Genomic DNA, 18,298 nt, shown 5'->3' with positions numbered 1-18,298 from the left:
GTGTCCCGCTGGACGGAGACCTCCATGTCCCCACGTATTGAACTGCTCGCCCGCTGTCTGGGTTTGAGCGTGCTGTGTCTGGGTCTGTCGCTGGGCTGTAGCGATCCTGGAACGCCCCCGAAGCCTCCGCCCATGGTGGAGGGCGTGGTGGACGCGGCGGCCTCCACGGTGGCGGTGGACCGGCCCTCGGGGGTGCTCGCGAACGGCCAGGACGCAGCCACCGTGACGGTGACGGTGCTGCGCAAGGACGGCTCGCGGATGTCCGGGCGCGCGGTGACGGTGACGGTGGAGGGCGACGGTGCCTCCGTCGTGGCGCAGCCGGAGCCGACGGGCATCACCGGCGAGACGCAAGCGAGGGTGACGTCGACGGCGACGGGCGTGAAGACGGTGACGGCGTCGGTGAAGGACGTGGACGGGAAGACGGTGGCGCTCACCGCCTCCGCCACGGTGGCGTTCATCGATCCCACGGCGTCGCGGCTCGCGTTCCGACAGGCCCTGGCGGATGGCGTGGCGGGCGTACCGCTTCCGGGCCTGGAGGTCGTCCTCCAGGACGCCAACGGGAACCCCATCTCCGACGCCACGGCGGAGGTGACGCTGTCGTTGGGCTCCGGGGGTGTCGTCTTCCCGGAGGGCCTGCTGACGGTGACGGCGGTGAGCGGCGTGGCCACCTTCCCGGACGTGGTGCTGAAGCGGGCGGGCGCCAACTACCACTTCATCGCGAGCGCCCCCGGCTTCGAGCCGGCCGCGAGCACCTTCTTCAAGGTGGTCCCCAACGTACCGGCGGCCCTGGCCTACAACACGCTGCTGGAGTCCGTGGTGGCGGGCGTGGGGCAGGACCTCCAGGTGACGGTGCAGGACGCGTACTTCAACACGGTGACGGACTACACGGGCACGGTGACGCTGACGTCCACGGACGCCGCCGCGACGCTGCCGGCTGGCCATGTGTACACGGCCGCGGACGAGGGAACGCACACCTTCGCGGGCGTCACCTTCCAGACCGCCGGAAGCCAGCGGCTGATGATTGACGACGGCACGAGCGCCATCGCGTTCACCCTGACGGTGGACGTGGTTGCCGGGCCTCCCACGCTGCTCGTCTTCACGCAGCAGCCCACGCGCGTATCGACGCGCGAGCCCCTGGGCACCGTGGAGGTCCAGTTGAAGGACGCTTTCGGCAACCCGGCCAGGGTGAGCGCGCCGACGGTGAAGCTGTCGCTGCCGCAGGCGGGGTTCACGCTGTCGGGCACGCCGGAGGCGGTGCCGGTGGAGGGTGTCGCGACGTTCACGACGCTGAGCGTGGCAGGCCATGGCACCACGCACCTGGTCGCCTTCGCGGACGGGATGTCGGATGCGAACAGCGCCAACATCGAGGTGGTGGACGACGTGCCGCCCGCGAAGCCGGTGCTGACGCAGACGGCGGCGACGGAGACGGGCCTCACCGTGCAGTGGACGGGCGTGGGCGATGACGGCACCCAGGGCACGCTGACGGCGCAGGAGCTGCGCTACGCGACGGCCCCCATCACCACGGACGCGGACTTCGAGGCGGGCACGCTGGTGACCACTGGCAGCCCGGTGCCTCCGGGCTCGGTGCAGTCCGCGACGCTGACGGGGCTCGCGGCGGGCACGACGTACCACGTGGCGCTGAAGGCGACGGACAAGCGGGGCAACGCCACGCGGTCGGACAGCCTGGCGGTGTCCACGGCGGATCCGCAGGTGACGCAGCTTGTGTTCGTGATGCAGCCGACTGACGGCACGGCGGGCACGGCGCTCGCGGACGTGCGCGTTGCGCTCCAGGACGCGCGCGGGGATGTCGTCCCCACGGCGACCACCATGGTGACGCTGACGCTGGTGGGGCAGCCCTCCTTCGCGGCGGTGACGGTGGCGGCGGTCAACGGCGTGGCCACGTTCCAGGACCTGCGCGTGGACACGGCGGACACGTTCAAGTTCACCGCCACGGCGGGGTCGCTCAGCCAGACGAGCAACGCCTTCACCGTGCGCGCGGGACCGGCGGCGGAGCTGGTGCTGTCGCCCTTCAATGATCCGCTCGACGCGGGCAGCGCGGTCGAGGTGAGCGTGGCGCTGACGGACGCGTTCGGCAACCTGCTGCTGGACTACACCGGCACGGTGCACTTCACGTCCTCGGATGCGCAGGCGGTGCTGCCTCCGGACACGACCTTCACGGCGGCGGACCGGGGGCAGAAGCACCTGACGGGCGTGGTGTTCAAGACGGCGGGGACGCAGTCGCTCACCGCCACGGACACCGTCACGCCGGCCCTCACCGCCACGGTGGACGCCGACGTGCGCTCCACGTCGGCCGTGTCCTTCCAGGTCATCGCGGAGGCCGGCCCGTTCGTCGCGGGGCATGCGCTGAGTTACGAACTGGTGGCGCGTGACACCTACGGCAACGTCGCGAAGGACTACGCCTCCACGGTGACGTTCACGTCCTCGGATGGTCAGGCGGTGCTGCCCGGCGCCTACACGTTCACCCTGGTGGACGAGGGCCGGCACACGTTCAGCGTGGAGCTGTTCACCTCTGGAGCCCAGGAGGTCGTCGCGCAGGACGTGGTGGATGCGGCGCTGAAGGGCACGCACACCTATTCCATCGTGCCGGCGGACATCGACACCCTGGTGTTCGTCTCCGCGCCCACCACGGGTTTGGTGCGGCAGGCGCTGGCGGACGTGCAGGTGGCGCTGCGGGATGCGTATGGCAACACCGTCAGCGACATCCCGACGGACGTGACGCTGGCGCTCGCGGGCGGCAGCTTCTCCCAGGCGAACCCCACCAGCACCACCGTGGATGGCGTGGCGACCTTCGCCGGCCTCATCGTGAACGACGACGGCACGTATCGATTCGAGGCTGACGCGGACGCCCTGGCGGTCGCTACGTCCGACGACCTGGTCATCACCGACGCGGTGGCCCCGGCGGTCGCGCAGGGCTTCGCGGCGAGCGCGCCGTCCGGCTCCAGCATCCGCCTGGACTGGGCGTCCCCGGGCGACGACGGCGACCTGGGCACGGCGACGCGCTACGAGGTGCGCTACGCCAAGGCGGCCATCACCGACGCGAACTTCGACGCGGCCACGGCGGCGACGGGCGTGTCCGCGCCCCAGGCTCCGGGCACGGCGGAGTCCTTCACCGTCTCCGGCCTGGATGCGGCGACGACGTACTTCTTCGCGCTGAAGACCTTCGACGGCGCGGGCAACGGCAGCGCGCTCGCCACCGCGAGCGCCAGCACCACCAACCCTTGCGACGGCCACGTATGCACGCCTCTTCCTCCGTACTGCGCGGAGGACGGCACGTCCCTGGAGATCTTCACGTCGGTGTGCGTGGTGGTGTCGGGCATGCCGACCTGCCAGGACGGCGAAATGGAACTCCTGGCCTGCCCCGGCGCGAATGCCGTCTGTTACGCGGCGGCGTGCGCCACGGCGCCGCCTCCGGGCGCGGGGGAGTTGGCCATTTCAGAGGTGATGCACTCGCCGTCCGTTGGGACGACCGAGTACCTGGAGCTGACCAACGTCAGCGCGAAGCTGCTGAACCTGCACTCCATGGTGGTGTCCTTCGTGGACAGCGTGGGCGGGACCTCTGGCTTCACGGTGCAGCATGGCCTCGGGCTGCTGGTGGCTCCGGGCGACCGGGTGGTGCTCGCGCAGGACGCGCACCCGGGGAGGAACGGAGGCGTGTACGCGAACGACTCGTACGGCTTGGATGTGTTCATGGACAACACCGGCTCCATCACCCTCCAGCAGGGGACGACGACCGTTACGAGCCTGAGCTACACGAACGCCTTCCCGCAGACGACCGGCCGAGCGATGAGCCTCGCGTCCAGCATCATCGGCACGGAGGGCAGCGCCCGGCCCTGGTACTGGTGTGATTCAACCGGAAGCCTGTCGGGCGGTGACCGTGGAACGCCGCATGAGCCCAACGACGACTGCGGGCTGAGCGTCGAGAAGCCGCTGAACTACTGCGCCATCCAGTACCCGAAGACGTTCCCGTCCGGCACCGACTACCCGGCGAGCATCGCCCCCAACGTCGCCTACGACATCTTCAGCCAGTTCTACAGCTTCGACGTCACCACCCGGAACCAGACGGGCAACGACTTCTACCCGCGCATCGAGGCGCAACTGGGTTACGGAACGGACGCGACCAATCCGGCGGGCTGGACCTGGACGTCTGCGACCCCCAACGTGGGCTACGCCCCGTCGAGCTCCAACAACGACGAGATGAAGGCGTCACTGAGCATCCCCACGGCCGGCACCTACCGTTACGGCTTCCGCTACCGGTTCACGGACGCGGGCGCGCCGTGGGTGTACTGCGATCAGAACGGCACCACCGTGCCGCCGCTGGGAACGTACGGCTCGGTGACGGTGAAGCCGCCGCTGACGAACCACGTGGTCATCAGCGAGTTCAGCGGGGGCAACGGTTCGGGCACCGGGGCGACGGATGAGTTCGTCGAGCTCTACAACCCGACGAACGCGGACGTGGACCTGTCGGGTTGGCAGGTGAGCTACAAGTCAGCCACCGGGGCCTCCTACAGCGTCATCGCCACCCTCGCGGCCGGCAAGGTCCTGCGCGCCCACGGCTACTTCCTCCTGACGGGCGCCAACTTCTCGGGAGGCATCGCATCCGACGCCACGTATGCCGCCGACACGTCGGCCTCCACGACGGCTGGCGGTCACATCCGTCTCCAGCGTCTGTCCGGCACGGTCTTCGTCGACGTGGACAAGCTTGGCTACGGCACCGGCAATCAACCGGAAGGCTCCGCCGCCCCGTCCCATCCGGCGGTGGGTGGAAGCCTGGAGCGCAAGGCCGTGTCCTCGTCCACTTCCGCTACGATGGCCGTGGGCGGCGCGGACGCTTCGCGCGGCAATGGGCAGGACACGGACAACAACTCCGTGGACTTCGTGGTCCGCGCGGCACGGCAGCCGCAGAACTCCGCGAGCCCGCTCGAGTTCTACTGAAACCTCCGCCGTACCCCCGAAGTCCCAGGAGGCCGCTCACGGCACCACGCCGGGGCGGCCTCCGCCGTTTCGATGCGCCCATCGGCACTCGTCCTGACGGGAGGCCTAGCTTATGTCTAGATGAAGTTGCGAATCAAAATCAGTATGGCATGCTTTGGTCATGTCCCAGGTCCAGTCGGTCGAGGCGTTGGAGCGGCTCGTCGGTTCGCGCCCGTTCGGGGTGATGATGAAGTCGCTGGAGGCCCTGGATGCGCATTGCGTCCGGCTGCTCTCGGTCTCCTCGTTCGCGCTCCTGGGCTTCATCGACGAGGAGGGAAGGGCGCGGCTGTCGAGCGTGGGCGGGCCCAGGGGCTTCGCCACGGTGGTGGACTCCACGCACCTGCGACTTGAGCTGCATGAACCCATCTCGCTCAATCCCACGGTGGGGTGCGGCCTCCTGTTCCTCATCCCCGGACTGGGGGAGACGCTTCGCGTGAATGGATGCGCGACGCTCGAAGGCAACACCCTGCTCGTTACCGTGGAAGAGACGTTCGTGCATTGCGCGAAGGCGCTGATGCGCTCGGCGTTCTGGAAGCCGCCGGTGCCCGTCGCCCCGACATCGCCTGGCCCCGTGACGCCGGGCCCCCTGAGCGATGCCTCCGTGCGGGACTGGCTCTCCCGTGTGCCCTTCGTCGTCGTGGCCTCGTGGGATGCGCAGGGCCACGCGGATGTGAGCCCGAAAGGCGATCCCCCGGGCTTCCTGCGGCTCGACGGAGGCCGGGTGGCGGTGGCCGACAGGCCGGGCAACCGCCGCACGGACACGTTCCACAACCTGCTTGAACAACCCCGGGTCGCGATCCTGGCCCTGGTGCCCGGGGAGGCGCGCGAGCTGGAGCTCTCCGGGGTCGCTTCCCTCACCACGGACCCTGGGCTGCTCGCTTCGATGGAGGTCGCGACCAAGGTGCCGAAGATCGCCCTGCTGCTCGAACCCCACGAAGCACGCCTGCGCGCCAGTCCGGCCGTCCTCCATGCCGGACTCTGGGACGCCTCGCACCATGTTCCCGCGGACCAACTGCCACGGATGGCCGACGTGTTCATCGACCACGTCAGACAGAGCCCACAGCGTGGCGCCGCCGCGGCCACCCTTCGCGCGCTCGCGACCAAACGGATGATGAGCTGGGCCCTGACCCAGGACTACAAGCGGAACCTCTACTGAGAAGGGTGGGGCGCCCCCGCTCCACGGGCCGTCCGACTGTCCGGTCCCCGAAGGAACGGGGCAGGGGATGGCCACCCGTGCCCGACAAAGGACCCACCGCCTTCACACGGATGCTGCCCGGGCGTGCGGGGCGCATTAGCTTTGAGCCCTTTCCGCCACCCACGGCTTGAGAGGAGCCCTTCCCGTGTCCGAGCCCCTGGTCCCCGACGCCGCCCGCCATGTCACCTGCCCGCCGGAGGATTTCCGCCGCGCGAGTGAGGGCGCCCTGGCGCGCGCCCGCGCCGGCATCGCGCGCCTCAAGTCCCTGCCCGCGAAGACGCCTCCGCGCGAGGTGCTGGAGCTTTACGACGAATCCTCCGCCGCGCTCGACGACGCCTCCGCGCGCGCCAGCGTCGTGCGCCACACCCATCCGGAAGCGGCCCTGCGGGAAGCGGCGGAGGCCGCCGAGCAGTCCATCGAGAACCTCGCCAACGAGATCCGCATGGACCGGGGCGTCTACGACGTCCTCTCCGCCGTGGACCTGTCCGGCGAGGACGCGTCCACGCACAAGTGGATGGAGAAGGTGCTGCGCGACTTCCGCCGCGCTGGCGTGGACCGCGACGAGGCCACCCGCGCGAAGGTGAAGGCGCTCCAGGAGGAGCTCATCCGCATCGGCCAGGAGTTCAGCCGCAACATCAGCCAGGACACCCGCACGGTGTCGCTGCCCCCGTCCGCGCTGGACGGCCTGCCGGAGGACTACGCGCGCGCGCATGCCCCGGGCCCGGACGGTCAGGTGCGCATCTCCACCGACTACCCGGACCTGGTGCCCTTCCTCACCTACGCGCGCGACGGCAAGGCCCGCGAGCAGCTCTGGCGCGCCAACCGCCAGCGCGGCCATCCCGCCAACGTGGACGTGCTGGGCCGGCTCGTCGCCCGCCGCCACGAGCTGGCGACGCTGCTGGGCTATCCGCACTGGGCCGCCTACGCCACCGAGGACAAGATGGTGCGCACCGCGGACGCCGCGCGGGACTTCATCCAGAAGATCTCCACCGCCGCGGAAAGCCGCATGAATGCGGACTACCAGGTGCTGCTGGAGCGCAAGAAGAAGGACGAGCCCCAGGCCACGCAGGTGGAGCCCTGGGACTCCGGCTACCTGGATGACCGCGTGAAGGCGGAGCAGTACGCCTTCGACTCGCAGACGGTGCGCCCCTACTTCGAGTACACGCGCGTGAAGCAGGGCGTGTTGGATCTCACCGCGCGCCTCTTCGGCGTCACCTACCGCCCGGTGAAGGACGTGCCGGTGTGGCACCCGGACGTGGAGGTGTTTGATGTCTACGAAGGCGCCACGCTCAAGGGCCGCTTCTTCCTGGACATGCATCCGCGCGCGGACAAGTACAAGCACGCGGCGCAGTTCACGCTGACCAGCGGGAAGACGGGGCACCGCCTGCCGGAAGGCGCGCTCATCTGCAACTTCCCCAAGCCCGGCGCGGAGCCCGCGCTGATGCAGCACGGTGACGTGGAGACCTTCTTCCACGAGTTCGGCCACCTGCTGCACCACATCTTCGGAGGCCACACGCGCTGGGCGGGCCTGTCCGGCGTGCGCACCGAATGGGACTTCGTGGAGGCGCCGTCGCAGATGCTGGAGGAGTGGGCGCGCGACGTGACGTGCCTGCAGACCTTCTCGAAGCACTACCAGACGGGCGAAGCGCTGCCCGCGGAGCTGATAGAGCGCATGCTCCGCGCGGATGAGTTCGGCAAGGGCCTCTTCGTGCGCCAGCAGATGTTCTACGCGGCGCTCAGCCTGGAGCTGTACCGGCGCGACCCGAAGGGCCTGGACGCCACCGCGCTCGTGCGCGAACTCCAGGGCCAGTACATCCCCTTCCCATACCTGGAGGGCACGTACTTCCACCTCACCTTCGGGCACCTGGATGGGTACTCGTCCAACTACTACACGTACATGTGGTCGCTCGTCATCGCGAAGGACCTCTTCACGGTGTTCCAGGAGCAGGGCCTGCTCAACCCCGCGCCCGCGCAGGCGTACCGGCGCGCGGTGCTGGAGCCGGGTGGCTCCGATGACGCCGCGCACCTGGTGAACCACTTCCTGGGACGCGATTACGACTTCCGCGCCTACGAGGCCTGGCTCAACAAGGCCGCGTAAGCCGCAGGCTGTACGGGGCGGGCGGCCGAGGGAGGCCGCCCGCGCCCGGTGCTTCAGGGCGTCACTCCACCCGCGTCTGCTTCACGTTCCAGATCTCCTCCGCGTACTGCTTGATGGTGCGGTCGGAGGAGAAGATGCCCGCGCGGGCCACGTTGATGATGCACTTCTTCGACCAGCCCTCCTGGTCCTGGTACGCGCGCACGACCTCTTCCTGCTTGGAGCTGTACGCGGCGAAGTCAGCCAGCACGAGGTAGCGGTCCTCGTCCAGCAGGCTGTCCACCAGCGGCTGGAAGAGGTTGCGGTCCTCGGGGGAGAAGAAGCCGGAGCGGATGAGGTCCAACGCCTCGCGCAGCTCCGTGTTGGAGTCGTACACCTCGCGCGGCCGGTAGCCGGCCTTCTTGCGCGCGATGACCTCGTCCGCGGTGAGGCCGAAGAGGAAGAAGTTCTCGTCGCCCACCGCCTCGCGGATCTCCACGTTGGCGCCGTCCAGCGTGCCCAGCGTCAGCGCGCCATTCAGCATCAGCTTCATGTTGCCCGTGCCGGAGGCCTCCCAGCCCGCCGTCGAAATCTGCTCGGACACGTCCGCCGCCGGGATGATGCGCTCCGCGAGGCTCACCCGGTAGTTGGGCACGAACACCACCTGCAACCCCGTGGTGCCCGCGTCGCTGTTGACGACCTCCGCGATGCCGTTGATGAGCCGGATGGTCAGCTTCGCCAGGTGGTAGCCCGGGGCCGCCTTCGCGCCGAAGAGGAACGCGCGCGGGTGCACGACGCTGGACGGCTCGCGGCGCGCCTTCATCCACAGCGCCACGATGTGGATGGCGTCCAGGAGCTGCCGCTTGTACTCGTGCAGTCGTTTGATCTGCACGTCGAAGATGGCGTCCGGGTTGAGCTGCACCCAACGCAGGTCGCGCACGTGGTTGGCCAGGTCCACCTTGTTCGCGCGCTTCACCTCGCGGAACGCCTTGCGGAACTCCGGGTCCTCCGCGTGCGCCTCCAGCTTCGTCAACTGGTCCAGGTCCGTGGCCCACCCCTCACCGATGCGGCTGGTGATGAGTTTGGACAGGCGCGGGTTGCACCACGCCAGCCACCGGCGCGGTGTCACGCCGTTGGTCTTGTTGTTGAAGCGCTCCGGATACATGGTCGCGAAGTCCGGCAGCACGTCGCGGCGCAGCAGGTCCGTGTGCAGCGCGGCCACGCCGTTGATGCTGTGGCTGCCCACGACGGCCAGGTGGGCCATGCGGATCTTCTTCTCCGGGCCCTCCTCCACCAGGCTCATCCGCTGCTGCTTCTCCACGTCGAACGGGTAGCGGATCTGCACCTGGCGCATGAAGCGCTGGTTGATCTCGAAGATGATCTCCAGGTGGCGGGGCAGCAGGCGCTCGAACAGCGACACCGGCCAGCGCTCCATCGCCTCCGCGAGCAGCGTGTGGTTGGTGTAGCCGAACGTCTCCTGGGTGATGGACCACGCCTCGTCCCAGAGCAACTGCTTCTCATCCACCAGCACGCGCATCAGCTCCGCCACGCCGATGGCCGGGTGCGTGTCGTTGAGCTGGATGGCGACCTTGCGGGAGAAGTCGCGGAAGTCGCTGTGGTTCTTCAGGTAGCGCCGGACGATGTCCGCGATGGAGCACGCCACGAAGAAGTACTGCTGCTTGAGGCGCAGCTCCTTGCCGGCCTGGAACGCGTCGTTGGGGTAGAGGACCTTGGAGATGACCTCTGAGTCGTTCTTCTCCACCACCGACCGCTCGTAGTCACCCGCGTTGAACAGCAGCAGGTCGAACTCGGCGCTCGCGCGCGCCTGCCACAGCCGCAGCGTGTTGACGGTGTTGTTGCCGTAGCCCGCGATCGGCGTGTCGTACGGCACGCCGATGACTGTCTTTCCGCCCACCCAGCGCGCCACCGGCCGGCCATCCGGGCCCTGGTGGTGCTCCACGCGCCCGAAGAAGCGCACCGGCACGGCCTTCTCCGGCCGGACGATTTCCCACGGGTTGCCGAACTTCAGCCACTCGTCCGCGCGCTCCACCTGGTGTCCCTCCACCAGGTCCTGGGAGAAGATGCCGAACTCGTAGCGGATGCCGTAGCCCATGCCCGGGTAGCCGAGCGTCGCCAGCGAATCCAGGAAGCACGCCGCCAGCCGTCCCAGGCCGCCGTTGCCCAGGCCCGCGTCCGGCTCCATCTCCAACAACTGCGTCAGGTCCACGCCGACCTCCTGCATGGCGGACGCGGCGGACTCGTACATGTTGAGGTTGAGCAGGTTGTTGCCCAGCGCGCGGCCCAGCAGGTATTCGGCGGACAGGTAGTAGGCGCGTTTGACGTCCTGCTCGTAGTAGGTGCGCGCCGTCTTCACCCAACGGTCGGTGAGGCGGTCGCGCACCGCCAGGGACAGGGCCATGAAGCGGTCGTGCGGGGTGGCCGTCTCCGGGTTCTTGCCGCGCGAATAACGCACGTGTTCGAAGAAGCCGCGACGGACGCTGGCCGCGTCGAGTCCGGTGCGGCCGCTGTCTTCGGGCGTACCCGAGGTGGTGGGCGGGGGCGGGGCGGGGCGCGCGGAGGCGGGAGGAGCCATGAGTCGGTCGTCTCGGAGGTCGCGAAGGGGTGGGTACTTCTGACGCCATCGTTGGGACGATGGCGCATTCGGACGTGAGGGTATCGCGTCGGGCCCGCCCAGGGACAGGAAAGCTGGAGCCCTCCCCCGGGTTGGCCGCTCCCCCCTCCAGGGAGGGAAGGTGCTCGGGGACCCGCCGTGATGCGGGCTGAACCCAGGCAGGGGCGGCCGTGCGAGCCATGCTCGCGAAGGGCCTGTCAGCGCGGGAAGTTGGGGTAGAACGGAAGTGAATGGCTTCCCCCGTGATTGATCTCGAGCAGCGCATCGCCCTGACCCGTCCAGGGGACACGGTGCGGGGGCTGAGCTTCGCGGCGGTGCTGCACCTGACGCGCACGCACCTGGGGCGCGACACTGCTGAGCGCCTGCGCGCGCCGCTGCTGCAGCGCAACCCGGTGGACTTCTTCTCGTACCCGGCGGTGGACTTCCTGCGCCTGCTGTCCTTCGCGGCGGAGGCGCTCCAGCCCGAGTTCGGCACGCACGACGCGGCCCTGCGCGCGTGTGGCGGCGCCATCTGCGGAACCTTCTTCGAATCCACGGTGGGGCAGACGCTCCTGCGCCTCACCCTGGGCAACGACCCCAAGCGCATCTACAGCAACGCGCCCACGTCCTACGCCACCGCGGTGAGCTACGGGCAGCGCGAGTACCAGCCCCTGGGCGACAAGCGCGTGCGGCTGCTCTTCCGGGACGACCTGCTGCCCGTGCAGGTGCACGAGGGCATCCTCGGCGGGGCCCTCACCGCCGTCCAGCGCGAGGGCCAGGTGCGCGGCACCGAGCTGTCCCTGGGCGAATCCGAATACCTCATCGAGTGGGACTGAGAAACACGTCGGGCCCGCCCTTCCGGTGAAGGAAGAGGGGCCCGGGGTGACGCGAGGCTTTCGCGCGGAGGCTACTTCGCGCCGCCCGCCGGAGGCGCCGCCTTGCCCGCGACGGCGGCCACGGAGACGGCATCCAACTGCTGGGCCATGTCGTGCGCCTTGGCGAGGAAGTCGCCCGTCAGCTCCTTGGGAAGCGGATCCGCGCGGGGGAACTTCTGGGTGAGCGGGTTGGCGTAGGTGCCGCTGCGCTTCAGGCCGAAGTGCAGGTGCGGCCCGGTGGAGCGGCCGGTGTTGCCCGAATAGGCAATCACCTGCTTCTGCCGCACGCGCGTGCCGGAGCGAACGCCGTCCCCGAAGCGCGACAGGTGCATGTACTGCGTCTCCATGCCGTTGGCGTGGCGCAGCACGACCATGTTGCCCGCGGCGCCCGCGTTGCCCGCCGACACCACGGTGCCGTCCGCGACGGCCCACACCGGGGTACCAATGGGCGTGCCGTAGTCCACGCCGTTGTGGTTCTTCACGTACTGGAGCACCGGGTGGAAGCGCGACCCGAAGCTGCTGGTGACGTGCGCGTACTTCAGCGGGCTCTTGAGGAAGGTCTTCTTGGCGCTGGCGCCGTCCTCCTGGAAGAAGTTCGCCTCGCCGTTGGGCAGCACGTAGCGGAACACGCGCTTGTTGCCGACAAGGCCGCCTTCGTACGTCGCCGCCAGCACCTCGCCGTAGCGCAGCACGCGGCCCTTGGAGACGAACTTCTCCACCAGGGCCTTCGCCTTGTCGCCCTTGCGCACGTCCCGGTAGAAGTCGATGTCCCACGCGAACACGTCCGACAGCACCAGGCCGATGGACGGGTCCTCGCCGGCCGCCAGCGTCGCGTCATACAGGGACGTGCTGATCTCCAGGGAGACGAGCGACACCTGCTTCTCCACCTCGATGGAGCGCTTGCTGCCGACGTACTTCTCCCCGTCGCGGCGCACCTGCCACTCGTCCACGGTGCTCTGGCGGTAGTCGAAGAAGTCCAGCTCACCGTTGCGCATCACCAGCCGGAACTGGTCGCCCACGCGGGAGCGGCGGAAGTCGAACACGCCTTCCAGCGCCGCGATGACCGCTTCCACCTGCGCGTCGGGCAGCGCCGCTTCGTGCAGCGCACCCGCCAGCGTCTGACGCGGCTCGATGCGGCGGTTCTTGATTTCGAACTGGGTGGCGGCTTCCGACGTCGAAGCCACCCCGAGGGCGGCGAGGCACAGGAGGGAGGCGGTCTTCATGAGGGCGGACAGGAGTGTAGAGGACTGTTGCACCTCCGCCCAACTTCCGGCTTCACCCGCCTGTCCGCCTGCCTGCTGGTGCACCCAGACCTACAGTTCCACCTTCTTCTCCGAATGGTGCTGCCCGTCGAAGCGCAGGAGGGCGCCCTTGCCGTCGTAGCGGGTGACGATGTTCACCGGCCGGCGCCAGAGGCTCTGGAGGTTGCGCAGCGTCTCCCGCGCGTAGTCGCCCTTCAGGTCCTGCCCGTCGTGCTTGTGCGCGAGCAGCAGCTCCGAGCGGTTCTCGTAGTTGCCGTCCACCACTTCGATGATGGGCTGCCCGAAGTTGGTGAGCGACGTGAGCAGCTTGTTCTTCACCTTGCGGAACTCGCGGTCGAGGATTTCCCACGAGTTGCGCTTCTCGTTGAAGCCATACACGAACAGCTTCTGCTGGATGGCGAACTCGGCGGTGAGGAATGTGTCGATGAAGGTGATGTCGTTGTAGTGCTTGCGGACCTCGAAAATCTTCTCACGGCCCGCGCCCAGCTTCTTGTCCCAGGACTGGCGGGCGCGCAGGTCGTCGCACTCGTCCCACTCCTTGCCGAACTTGCCCTTGTTCCACCGGTCTTCAATGTCCCGCCACAGCTCGATGCCCAGCTTGTAGGGGTTGATGGCGCCGGGGCGCACGCCCATGGTGCCGGAGTGGTGGTCCGCGTAGTCGATGATCTCATCATCGCGCAGCGCCCGGCGGGTCATGATGGTGGAGTGCCAGTAGCTGGCCCACCCCTCGTTCATGATCTTCGTCTGGCCCTGCGGCGCGAAGTAGTACGCCTCGTCGCGCAGGATGGAGAGGATGTCCACCTCCCACGGCTCCAGCGGCGCGTGCTCCAGCAGGAAGTACAGCACGTCCCGCTGCGGGCGCTCCGGGAAGCGCTTGCGCTGCGCCTTCTCGTCCTCGGAGTGCTTGCGCTGCGAGTCCAGGAACTCCGAAGGGTTGATGTAGCCGCGCATGTACTCGCGGTTGACCTTGAAGCCCTCCACGCGCTCGTTGGACTTGAGCTCCTCTTCCGCGCGCTGCGGGTCGGGATTGCGGCGGATGTGCGGCGCGTGCTGGTCGATGAGGTTCTCCAGCGACAGCGTCCGGTCGATGAAGTCCTCCACCTTCTCCACGCCAATCTTGTCCACCCAGCGCCGGACGCGGGTGGCGTGGTTGGCCATGTCGTCAATCATCCGGCGGTTGGTGTGCCGGAAGGAGAAGTTGTTCTTGAAGAAGTCGCAGTGCCCGTAGACGTGGGACATGACCAGCTTCTGGTCCACCTCCGGGTTGCTCTCCATCAAGTAGGCGTAGCAAGGGTCGTTGTTGATGACGAGCTCGTAGATTTTGGAGAGCCCGTACTCGTACCCCTTCGCCAACTGCTCGTACTCCATGCCCCAGCGCCAGTGGGGATAGCGGGTAGGGAAGCCGCCGTAGGCGGCGACCATGTTCATCTCGTCGTAGCTGACCATCTCGAAGACGGTGTCGAAGAAATCCAGGCCGAATTCCTTGGCATAGCCGTGGATTTCGTCCCGCAGCGACGCGAGGCGGGGTGTCAGGCTCTTGGGCATCGGACGGGTGCTCCGCTGAAGGTTGCTCCGATTGGGAATGAACGACCGCTTCAGCGGCCCTTGCCGAGGAAGTCCTTGATGGACGCGTAGATGGCGTCCTTGTCCGCGATCTCGCTCAACGACACGTTGTTCGTGTCACCCACCGCCTCGCGCAGGTCCTTGATGAACTGCCCGCTGCCGTAGGGGGACTCGACCTGGCCGTAGGCGAACTGGTTCACCTGCGGGAGGATGTCGTTGCGCAGCATTTCAATGCACTGGCGCGTGTCGTCCGCGCTCCAGTTGTCACCGTCGCTGAAGTGGAACGGGTAGATGTTCCACGCGCTCTTCGGGTAGTCCGCCTGGATGATCTCCCGGCACAGCTTGTACGCGCTGGAGATCATCGTCCCGCCGGATTCACGGGTGTGGAAGAACGTGTCGCGGTCCACTTCGCGGGCAACCGCGTCGTGGATGATGTAGCGCGACTCCAGGCCCTTGTACTGGTGCTTGAGCCACGTATCGAGCCAGAAGCTCTCGATGCGGACGATCTCCTTCTGCTCGTCCCCCATCGAACCCGACACGTCCATCATGTAGATGATGACCGCGTTGGTGTCCGGCAGCTCCTGCAGCTTGTAGCTGCGGTAGCGCCGGTCCTCGCGCGTGGGGATGATGACCGGCATCTTCGGGTTGTAGGTGCCGGTGGCGATCTGCCGCTTCAGGGCCTGCTTGAAGGTGCGCTTGAAGTGCCGCAGCGACTCCGGGCCGGTGGTGTTGACGCCCGTGTACTTCACCTTCTGCGTGACGATGCGCTCGCTCTGCCGCCGCTCGATGCGTGGAAGCTGGAGCTCTTCGCCCAGGATTTGCGCCAGCTCCTCCAGGGTGACGTCCACCTCCAGGGCGTGGTCTCCCTCGCCCTGGCCGGCCTGATGCCCGTCCCCGGGCTCCACCGCCCCGGGGCCGAGCTGCTGACCCACCTCGCCGTCTCCCTGTCCGACGCCGCCCTGCTCCTTGTGGCCGTACTTGAAGCGCGGGATGTCGATGAAGGGGATGGGGATGCTGATGGCATCCTTGCCCTTCTTGCCCAGCATCTCGCCCTTCTGCACGTACTTGCGCAGGTTGGCTTTGATCTTCCCGCGGACGATCTGTTTGAAGCGGGAGTGGTCCTGGTGGATCTTCAAGGTCACGGCGGCACGTCTCCCCTGTGTGGTGTCCGGAGCTACTCCTTCGCGTCACCACGGGCGAAGATGCTGGCCACGAAGTTGAGAACGTCCGTGGAGCAGATCTCGCAGTACCCGTAGTTCTTCATCATCCGGTCCTTCACCAGATCGATCTTCTCCTGGGTCTCCTTGTCCACGACGGAGGACACCAGGTTCTTGAGCTTGATGCTGTCCTTCTGGTCTTCGAAGAGCTTCAGCTCCAGCGCCTTGTGCAGCCGTTCGTTGGTCCGGTAGTTGAAGGTCTTGCCCTCCACGGCGAGCGCGCCGATGTAGTTCATGATCTCCCCGCGGAAGTCGTCCTTGCGGCTCTCCGGGATGTCGATCTTCTCTTCAATCGAACGCATGAGGCGCTCGTCCGGGACCTCGTAGATGCCGGTGTACTTGTTGCGGACCTTCTCCTTCTGGGTGAAGGCCTTGATGTTGTCGATGTAGTTGCCGCACAGCTTGCCGATGGCGTCCTCGTCGGCGCTGATGGCGCGCTGGACCTCGTTCTTGACGATGTCCTCGTACTCCTGCTTCACCGTGGTGAGCAGCTCCTTCATCCGCTTGCGCGCGTCCTCGTTGTTGATGAGGGAGTGCGTCTTCAAGCCGGCTTCCAGCTCGTTGAGCACCATGAAGGGGTTGATGCAGCCTTCGCCCTTGTCGCTCACCAGGGCGTTGGAGATTTTATCCTGGATGTAGCGGGCGCTGATGCCCTCCAGGCCTTCGCGCACGCTCTCCTTGCGCAGCTCCTTGATGTTGTCCTCGGTGAAGTTGGGCAGCGTCTTCCCGTTGTAGAGCTTGAGCTTCTGCAGGAGCGACAGGTTGTGCTTCTTGGGCTCCTCCAGGCGCGTGAGGACGGCCCACATGGCGGCCATCTCCAGCGTGTGCGGCGCGATGTGCTTGCCCTTGATGGCGCGGGAGTTGAAGTCCTTCTCGTAGATCTTCACCTCCTCCGTGAGCTTGGTGATGTACGGGATGTCGATCTTCACCGTACGGTCACGCAGCGCCTCCATGAACTCGTTGCTTTCGAGCTTCTTGTACTCAGGCTCGTTGGTGTGGCCGATGATGACTTCGTCGATGTCCGTCTGCGGGAACTTCTTCGGCTTGATCTTGTGCTCCTGCGACGCGCCGAGCAGGTCGTAGAGGAACGCGACGTCCAGCTTGAGCACTTCGACGAACTCGATGATGCCGCGGTTGGCGATGTTGAACTCGCCGTCGAAGTTGAAGGCGCGCGGGTCGGAGTCGGAGCCGTACTCGGCGATCTTCCGGTAGTTGATGTCGCCGGTGAGTTCGGTGGAGTCCTGGTTCTTCTCATCCTTGGGCTGGAACGTGCCAATGCCGACGCGGTCCTTCTCGCTGAAGATGAGCCGGTTGACGTGGACGTGGTTCATGACCTGGGCGAAGTCGCCCTTGTATTCGGTCATGAGCTCCTTGAAGACGAAGCGGCATGCGGGGCACAGCTCGCAGCCATTGGGAATGGTGTAGCCGGACTCCGGCGGCGACAGTTCCGCGAGGATCTTCGGGCGCCACTCCCTGGGGATGAGGTTGAGCGGCTCCTCGTTCATGGGGCACTTCATCTTCTCCTTCGTCACCGTGCCGTCGGGCTGCTTCTTGTCGGTGAGCCAGGAGAAGGTGTAGGCGGCGCCCTCCGGGACCTTGGAGTATTCCTCCATGCCCTTCTTGAGCAGGCGGGCGATGGTGGACTTGGACGACCCCACGGGCCCGTGCAGGAGGATGACGCGCTTTTCCGTGCCGTAGCCCTGGGCGGCGGACTTGAAGACGTTCACCAGCTTCATCAGCGGCACGTCCAGGCCGAAGATGGCGTCACGGCCACCGAAGCGCTCGTCACTGAAGAAGTGGTAGCGCGTCAGCTTCTTCTTGTTGTCGATGTACTCCGACTTTCCGTGGCTGAGGATCATGTCGTAGATCCTCTGGAAGGCGGTGCGGGTGACCTTGGGGTTCTTGCGGACGATTTCGAGGTAGTCCTCGAACGAGCCGTCCCAATTGAGTTCCGCGTAGGTCTTCACATCCTGGAACGCGGCGATTCTGGAGACCCACGAGCCCTTCTCAGCGTCCTTCATGTCTCTCCCTCGAAGCCACCCGGTGGAGCGCGAACGGTCGCGCCCTTTTCGGAGAAGCCAGCATGGTGAACCTGGAGGGCTGGAAGGCCATTCCACACCCACCCCGATGAGGTCCCAGGCGACGACAATCTGAAGCTCTCGCCCCTTCGGGACCCCGCCGCGGAGTGGGACCGCGCGTCAGCTCGTGTCGGAGAGAAAGCGCTCTCCTTCACGGGGTGAAAAGGCACTTCGATTATAAGGACCCTGGCCCGCGCTGGGAGGAGCCCCCCCGGTGCGAGATGTCGGGTCCCACCGCGCCCAACCGCGTACTTCCCGACGATTGGGCCCCTGCTGGAGGACACCCTGTCCGAGGGAACCCCCACTGTGGGGCGGCGTCTCCGTCCGCTCCACATGTCGGCGTGATGGCCCGTGCTGCATTCCGTCCCGCTCGGAAGGGTCCGTAACAGCGCGAATCCCGCGCTGCCCGGGGAAGTGGCGTCGTGGCGGGG

Annotated in this window: 9 protein-coding genes; 4 read left to right on the top strand and 5 right to left on the bottom strand. The window is 67.2% G+C overall.

Going from position 1 to position 18,298, the window contains the following annotated elements:
- Positions 1-24 precede the first annotated feature (24 nt).
- The 3 genes from D7V88_RS42970 (at position 25) to D7V88_RS08975 (ending at position 8,285) form a co-directional block, all read left to right on the top strand.
- The gene (locus D7V88_RS42970) at positions 25-4,953 is read left to right on the top strand and encodes a lamin tail domain-containing protein (protein ID WP_158625045.1); all 4,929 of its coding nucleotides are present in this window, start codon (positions 25-27) and stop codon (positions 4,951-4,953) included.
- 160 nt (positions 4,954-5,113) lie between these two features.
- Positions 5,114-6,148 (top strand): pyridoxamine 5'-phosphate oxidase family protein, encoded by a 1,035-nt coding sequence (locus D7V88_RS08980; protein ID WP_120540203.1) that lies wholly within the window; start codon positions 5,114-5,116, stop codon positions 6,146-6,148.
- Between the two features lie 184 nt (positions 6,149-6,332).
- Complete coding sequence (locus tag D7V88_RS08975; protein ID WP_120540202.1) at positions 6,333-8,285, top strand: M3 family metallopeptidase; 1,953 nt, start codon at positions 6,333-6,335, stop codon at positions 8,283-8,285.
- A gap of 61 nt (positions 8,286-8,346) precedes the next feature.
- On the opposite strand, the gene D7V88_RS08970 is transcribed toward D7V88_RS08975, so the two are convergent.
- Positions 8,347-10,854 (bottom strand): glycogen/starch/alpha-glucan phosphorylase, encoded by a 2,508-nt coding sequence (locus D7V88_RS08970; protein ID WP_120540201.1) that lies wholly within the window; start codon positions 10,852-10,854, stop codon positions 8,347-8,349.
- Positions 10,855-11,123: 269 nt separating this feature from the next.
- Here D7V88_RS08970 and D7V88_RS08965 point away from each other — a divergent pair, with 269 nt between their 5' ends.
- Positions 11,124-11,708 carry a DUF2378 family protein gene (locus D7V88_RS08965; protein WP_120540200.1) on the top strand — a complete coding sequence of 195 codons (585 nt, stop codon included), beginning with the start codon at positions 11,124-11,126 and terminating at the stop codon, positions 11,706-11,708.
- Positions 11,709-11,779: 71 nt separating this feature from the next.
- Here the strand turns inward: D7V88_RS08965 and D7V88_RS08960 are convergent, their stop codons facing one another.
- The 4 genes from D7V88_RS08960 to D7V88_RS08945 all read right to left on the bottom strand — a co-directional run bounded on the left by D7V88_RS08960 (position 11,780) and on the right by D7V88_RS08945 (position 17,810).
- A complete protein-coding gene (locus D7V88_RS08960) occupies positions 11,780-12,970 on the bottom strand; it encodes a peptidoglycan DD-metalloendopeptidase family protein (RefSeq protein WP_208726184.1) in 1,191 nt (396 codons plus the stop codon).
- A gap of 90 nt (positions 12,971-13,060) precedes the next feature.
- Positions 13,061-14,554, bottom strand: a complete 1,494-nt coding sequence (locus D7V88_RS08955) for a SpoVR family protein (RefSeq protein ID WP_120540198.1) — start codon at positions 14,552-14,554, stop codon at positions 13,061-13,063.
- A 50-nt stretch (positions 14,555-14,604) separates the two neighbouring features.
- A complete protein-coding gene (locus D7V88_RS08950) occupies positions 14,605-15,714 on the bottom strand; it encodes a DUF444 family protein (RefSeq protein WP_120540197.1) in 1,110 nt (369 codons plus the stop codon).
- A gap of 32 nt (positions 15,715-15,746) precedes the next feature.
- On the bottom strand, positions 15,747-17,810 hold the full coding sequence (locus tag D7V88_RS08945) for a PrkA family serine protein kinase (RefSeq protein WP_120540196.1): 2,064 nt from the start codon (positions 17,808-17,810) through the stop codon (positions 15,747-15,749).
- Positions 17,811-18,298 lie beyond the last annotated feature (488 nt).

This window comes from Corallococcus terminator (assembly GCF_003611635.1).
Classification (GTDB): domain Bacteria; phylum Myxococcota; class Myxococcia; order Myxococcales; family Myxococcaceae; genus Corallococcus; species Corallococcus terminator.
Note: the sequence above shows the minus strand (reverse complement) of the source record. Positions and strands in the feature narration are given on the sequence as shown.

Coding starts and splice junctions, on each gene's coding strand:
- D7V88_RS42970 (WP_158625045.1), top strand. CDS start 25: ATGTCCCCACGTATTGAACTGCTCGCCCGCTGTCTGGGTTTGAGCGTG.
- D7V88_RS08980 (WP_120540203.1), top strand. CDS start 5,114: ATGTCCCAGGTCCAGTCGGTCGAGGCGTTGGAGCGGCTCGTCGGTTCG.
- D7V88_RS08970 (WP_120540201.1), bottom strand. CDS start 10,854: ATGGCTCCTCCCGCCTCCGCGCGCCCCGCCCCGCCCCCGCCCACCACC.
- D7V88_RS08965 (WP_120540200.1), top strand. CDS start 11,124: ATGGCTTCCCCCGTGATTGATCTCGAGCAGCGCATCGCCCTGACCCGT.
- D7V88_RS08960 (WP_208726184.1), bottom strand. CDS start 12,970: ATGAAGACCGCCTCCCTCCTGTGCCTCGCCGCCCTCGGGGTGGCTTCG.
- D7V88_RS08955 (WP_120540198.1), bottom strand. CDS start 14,554: ATGCCCAAGAGCCTGACACCCCGCCTCGCGTCGCTGCGGGACGAAATC.
- D7V88_RS08945 (WP_120540196.1), bottom strand. CDS start 17,810: ATGAAGGACGCTGAGAAGGGCTCGTGGGTCTCCAGAATCGCCGCGTTC.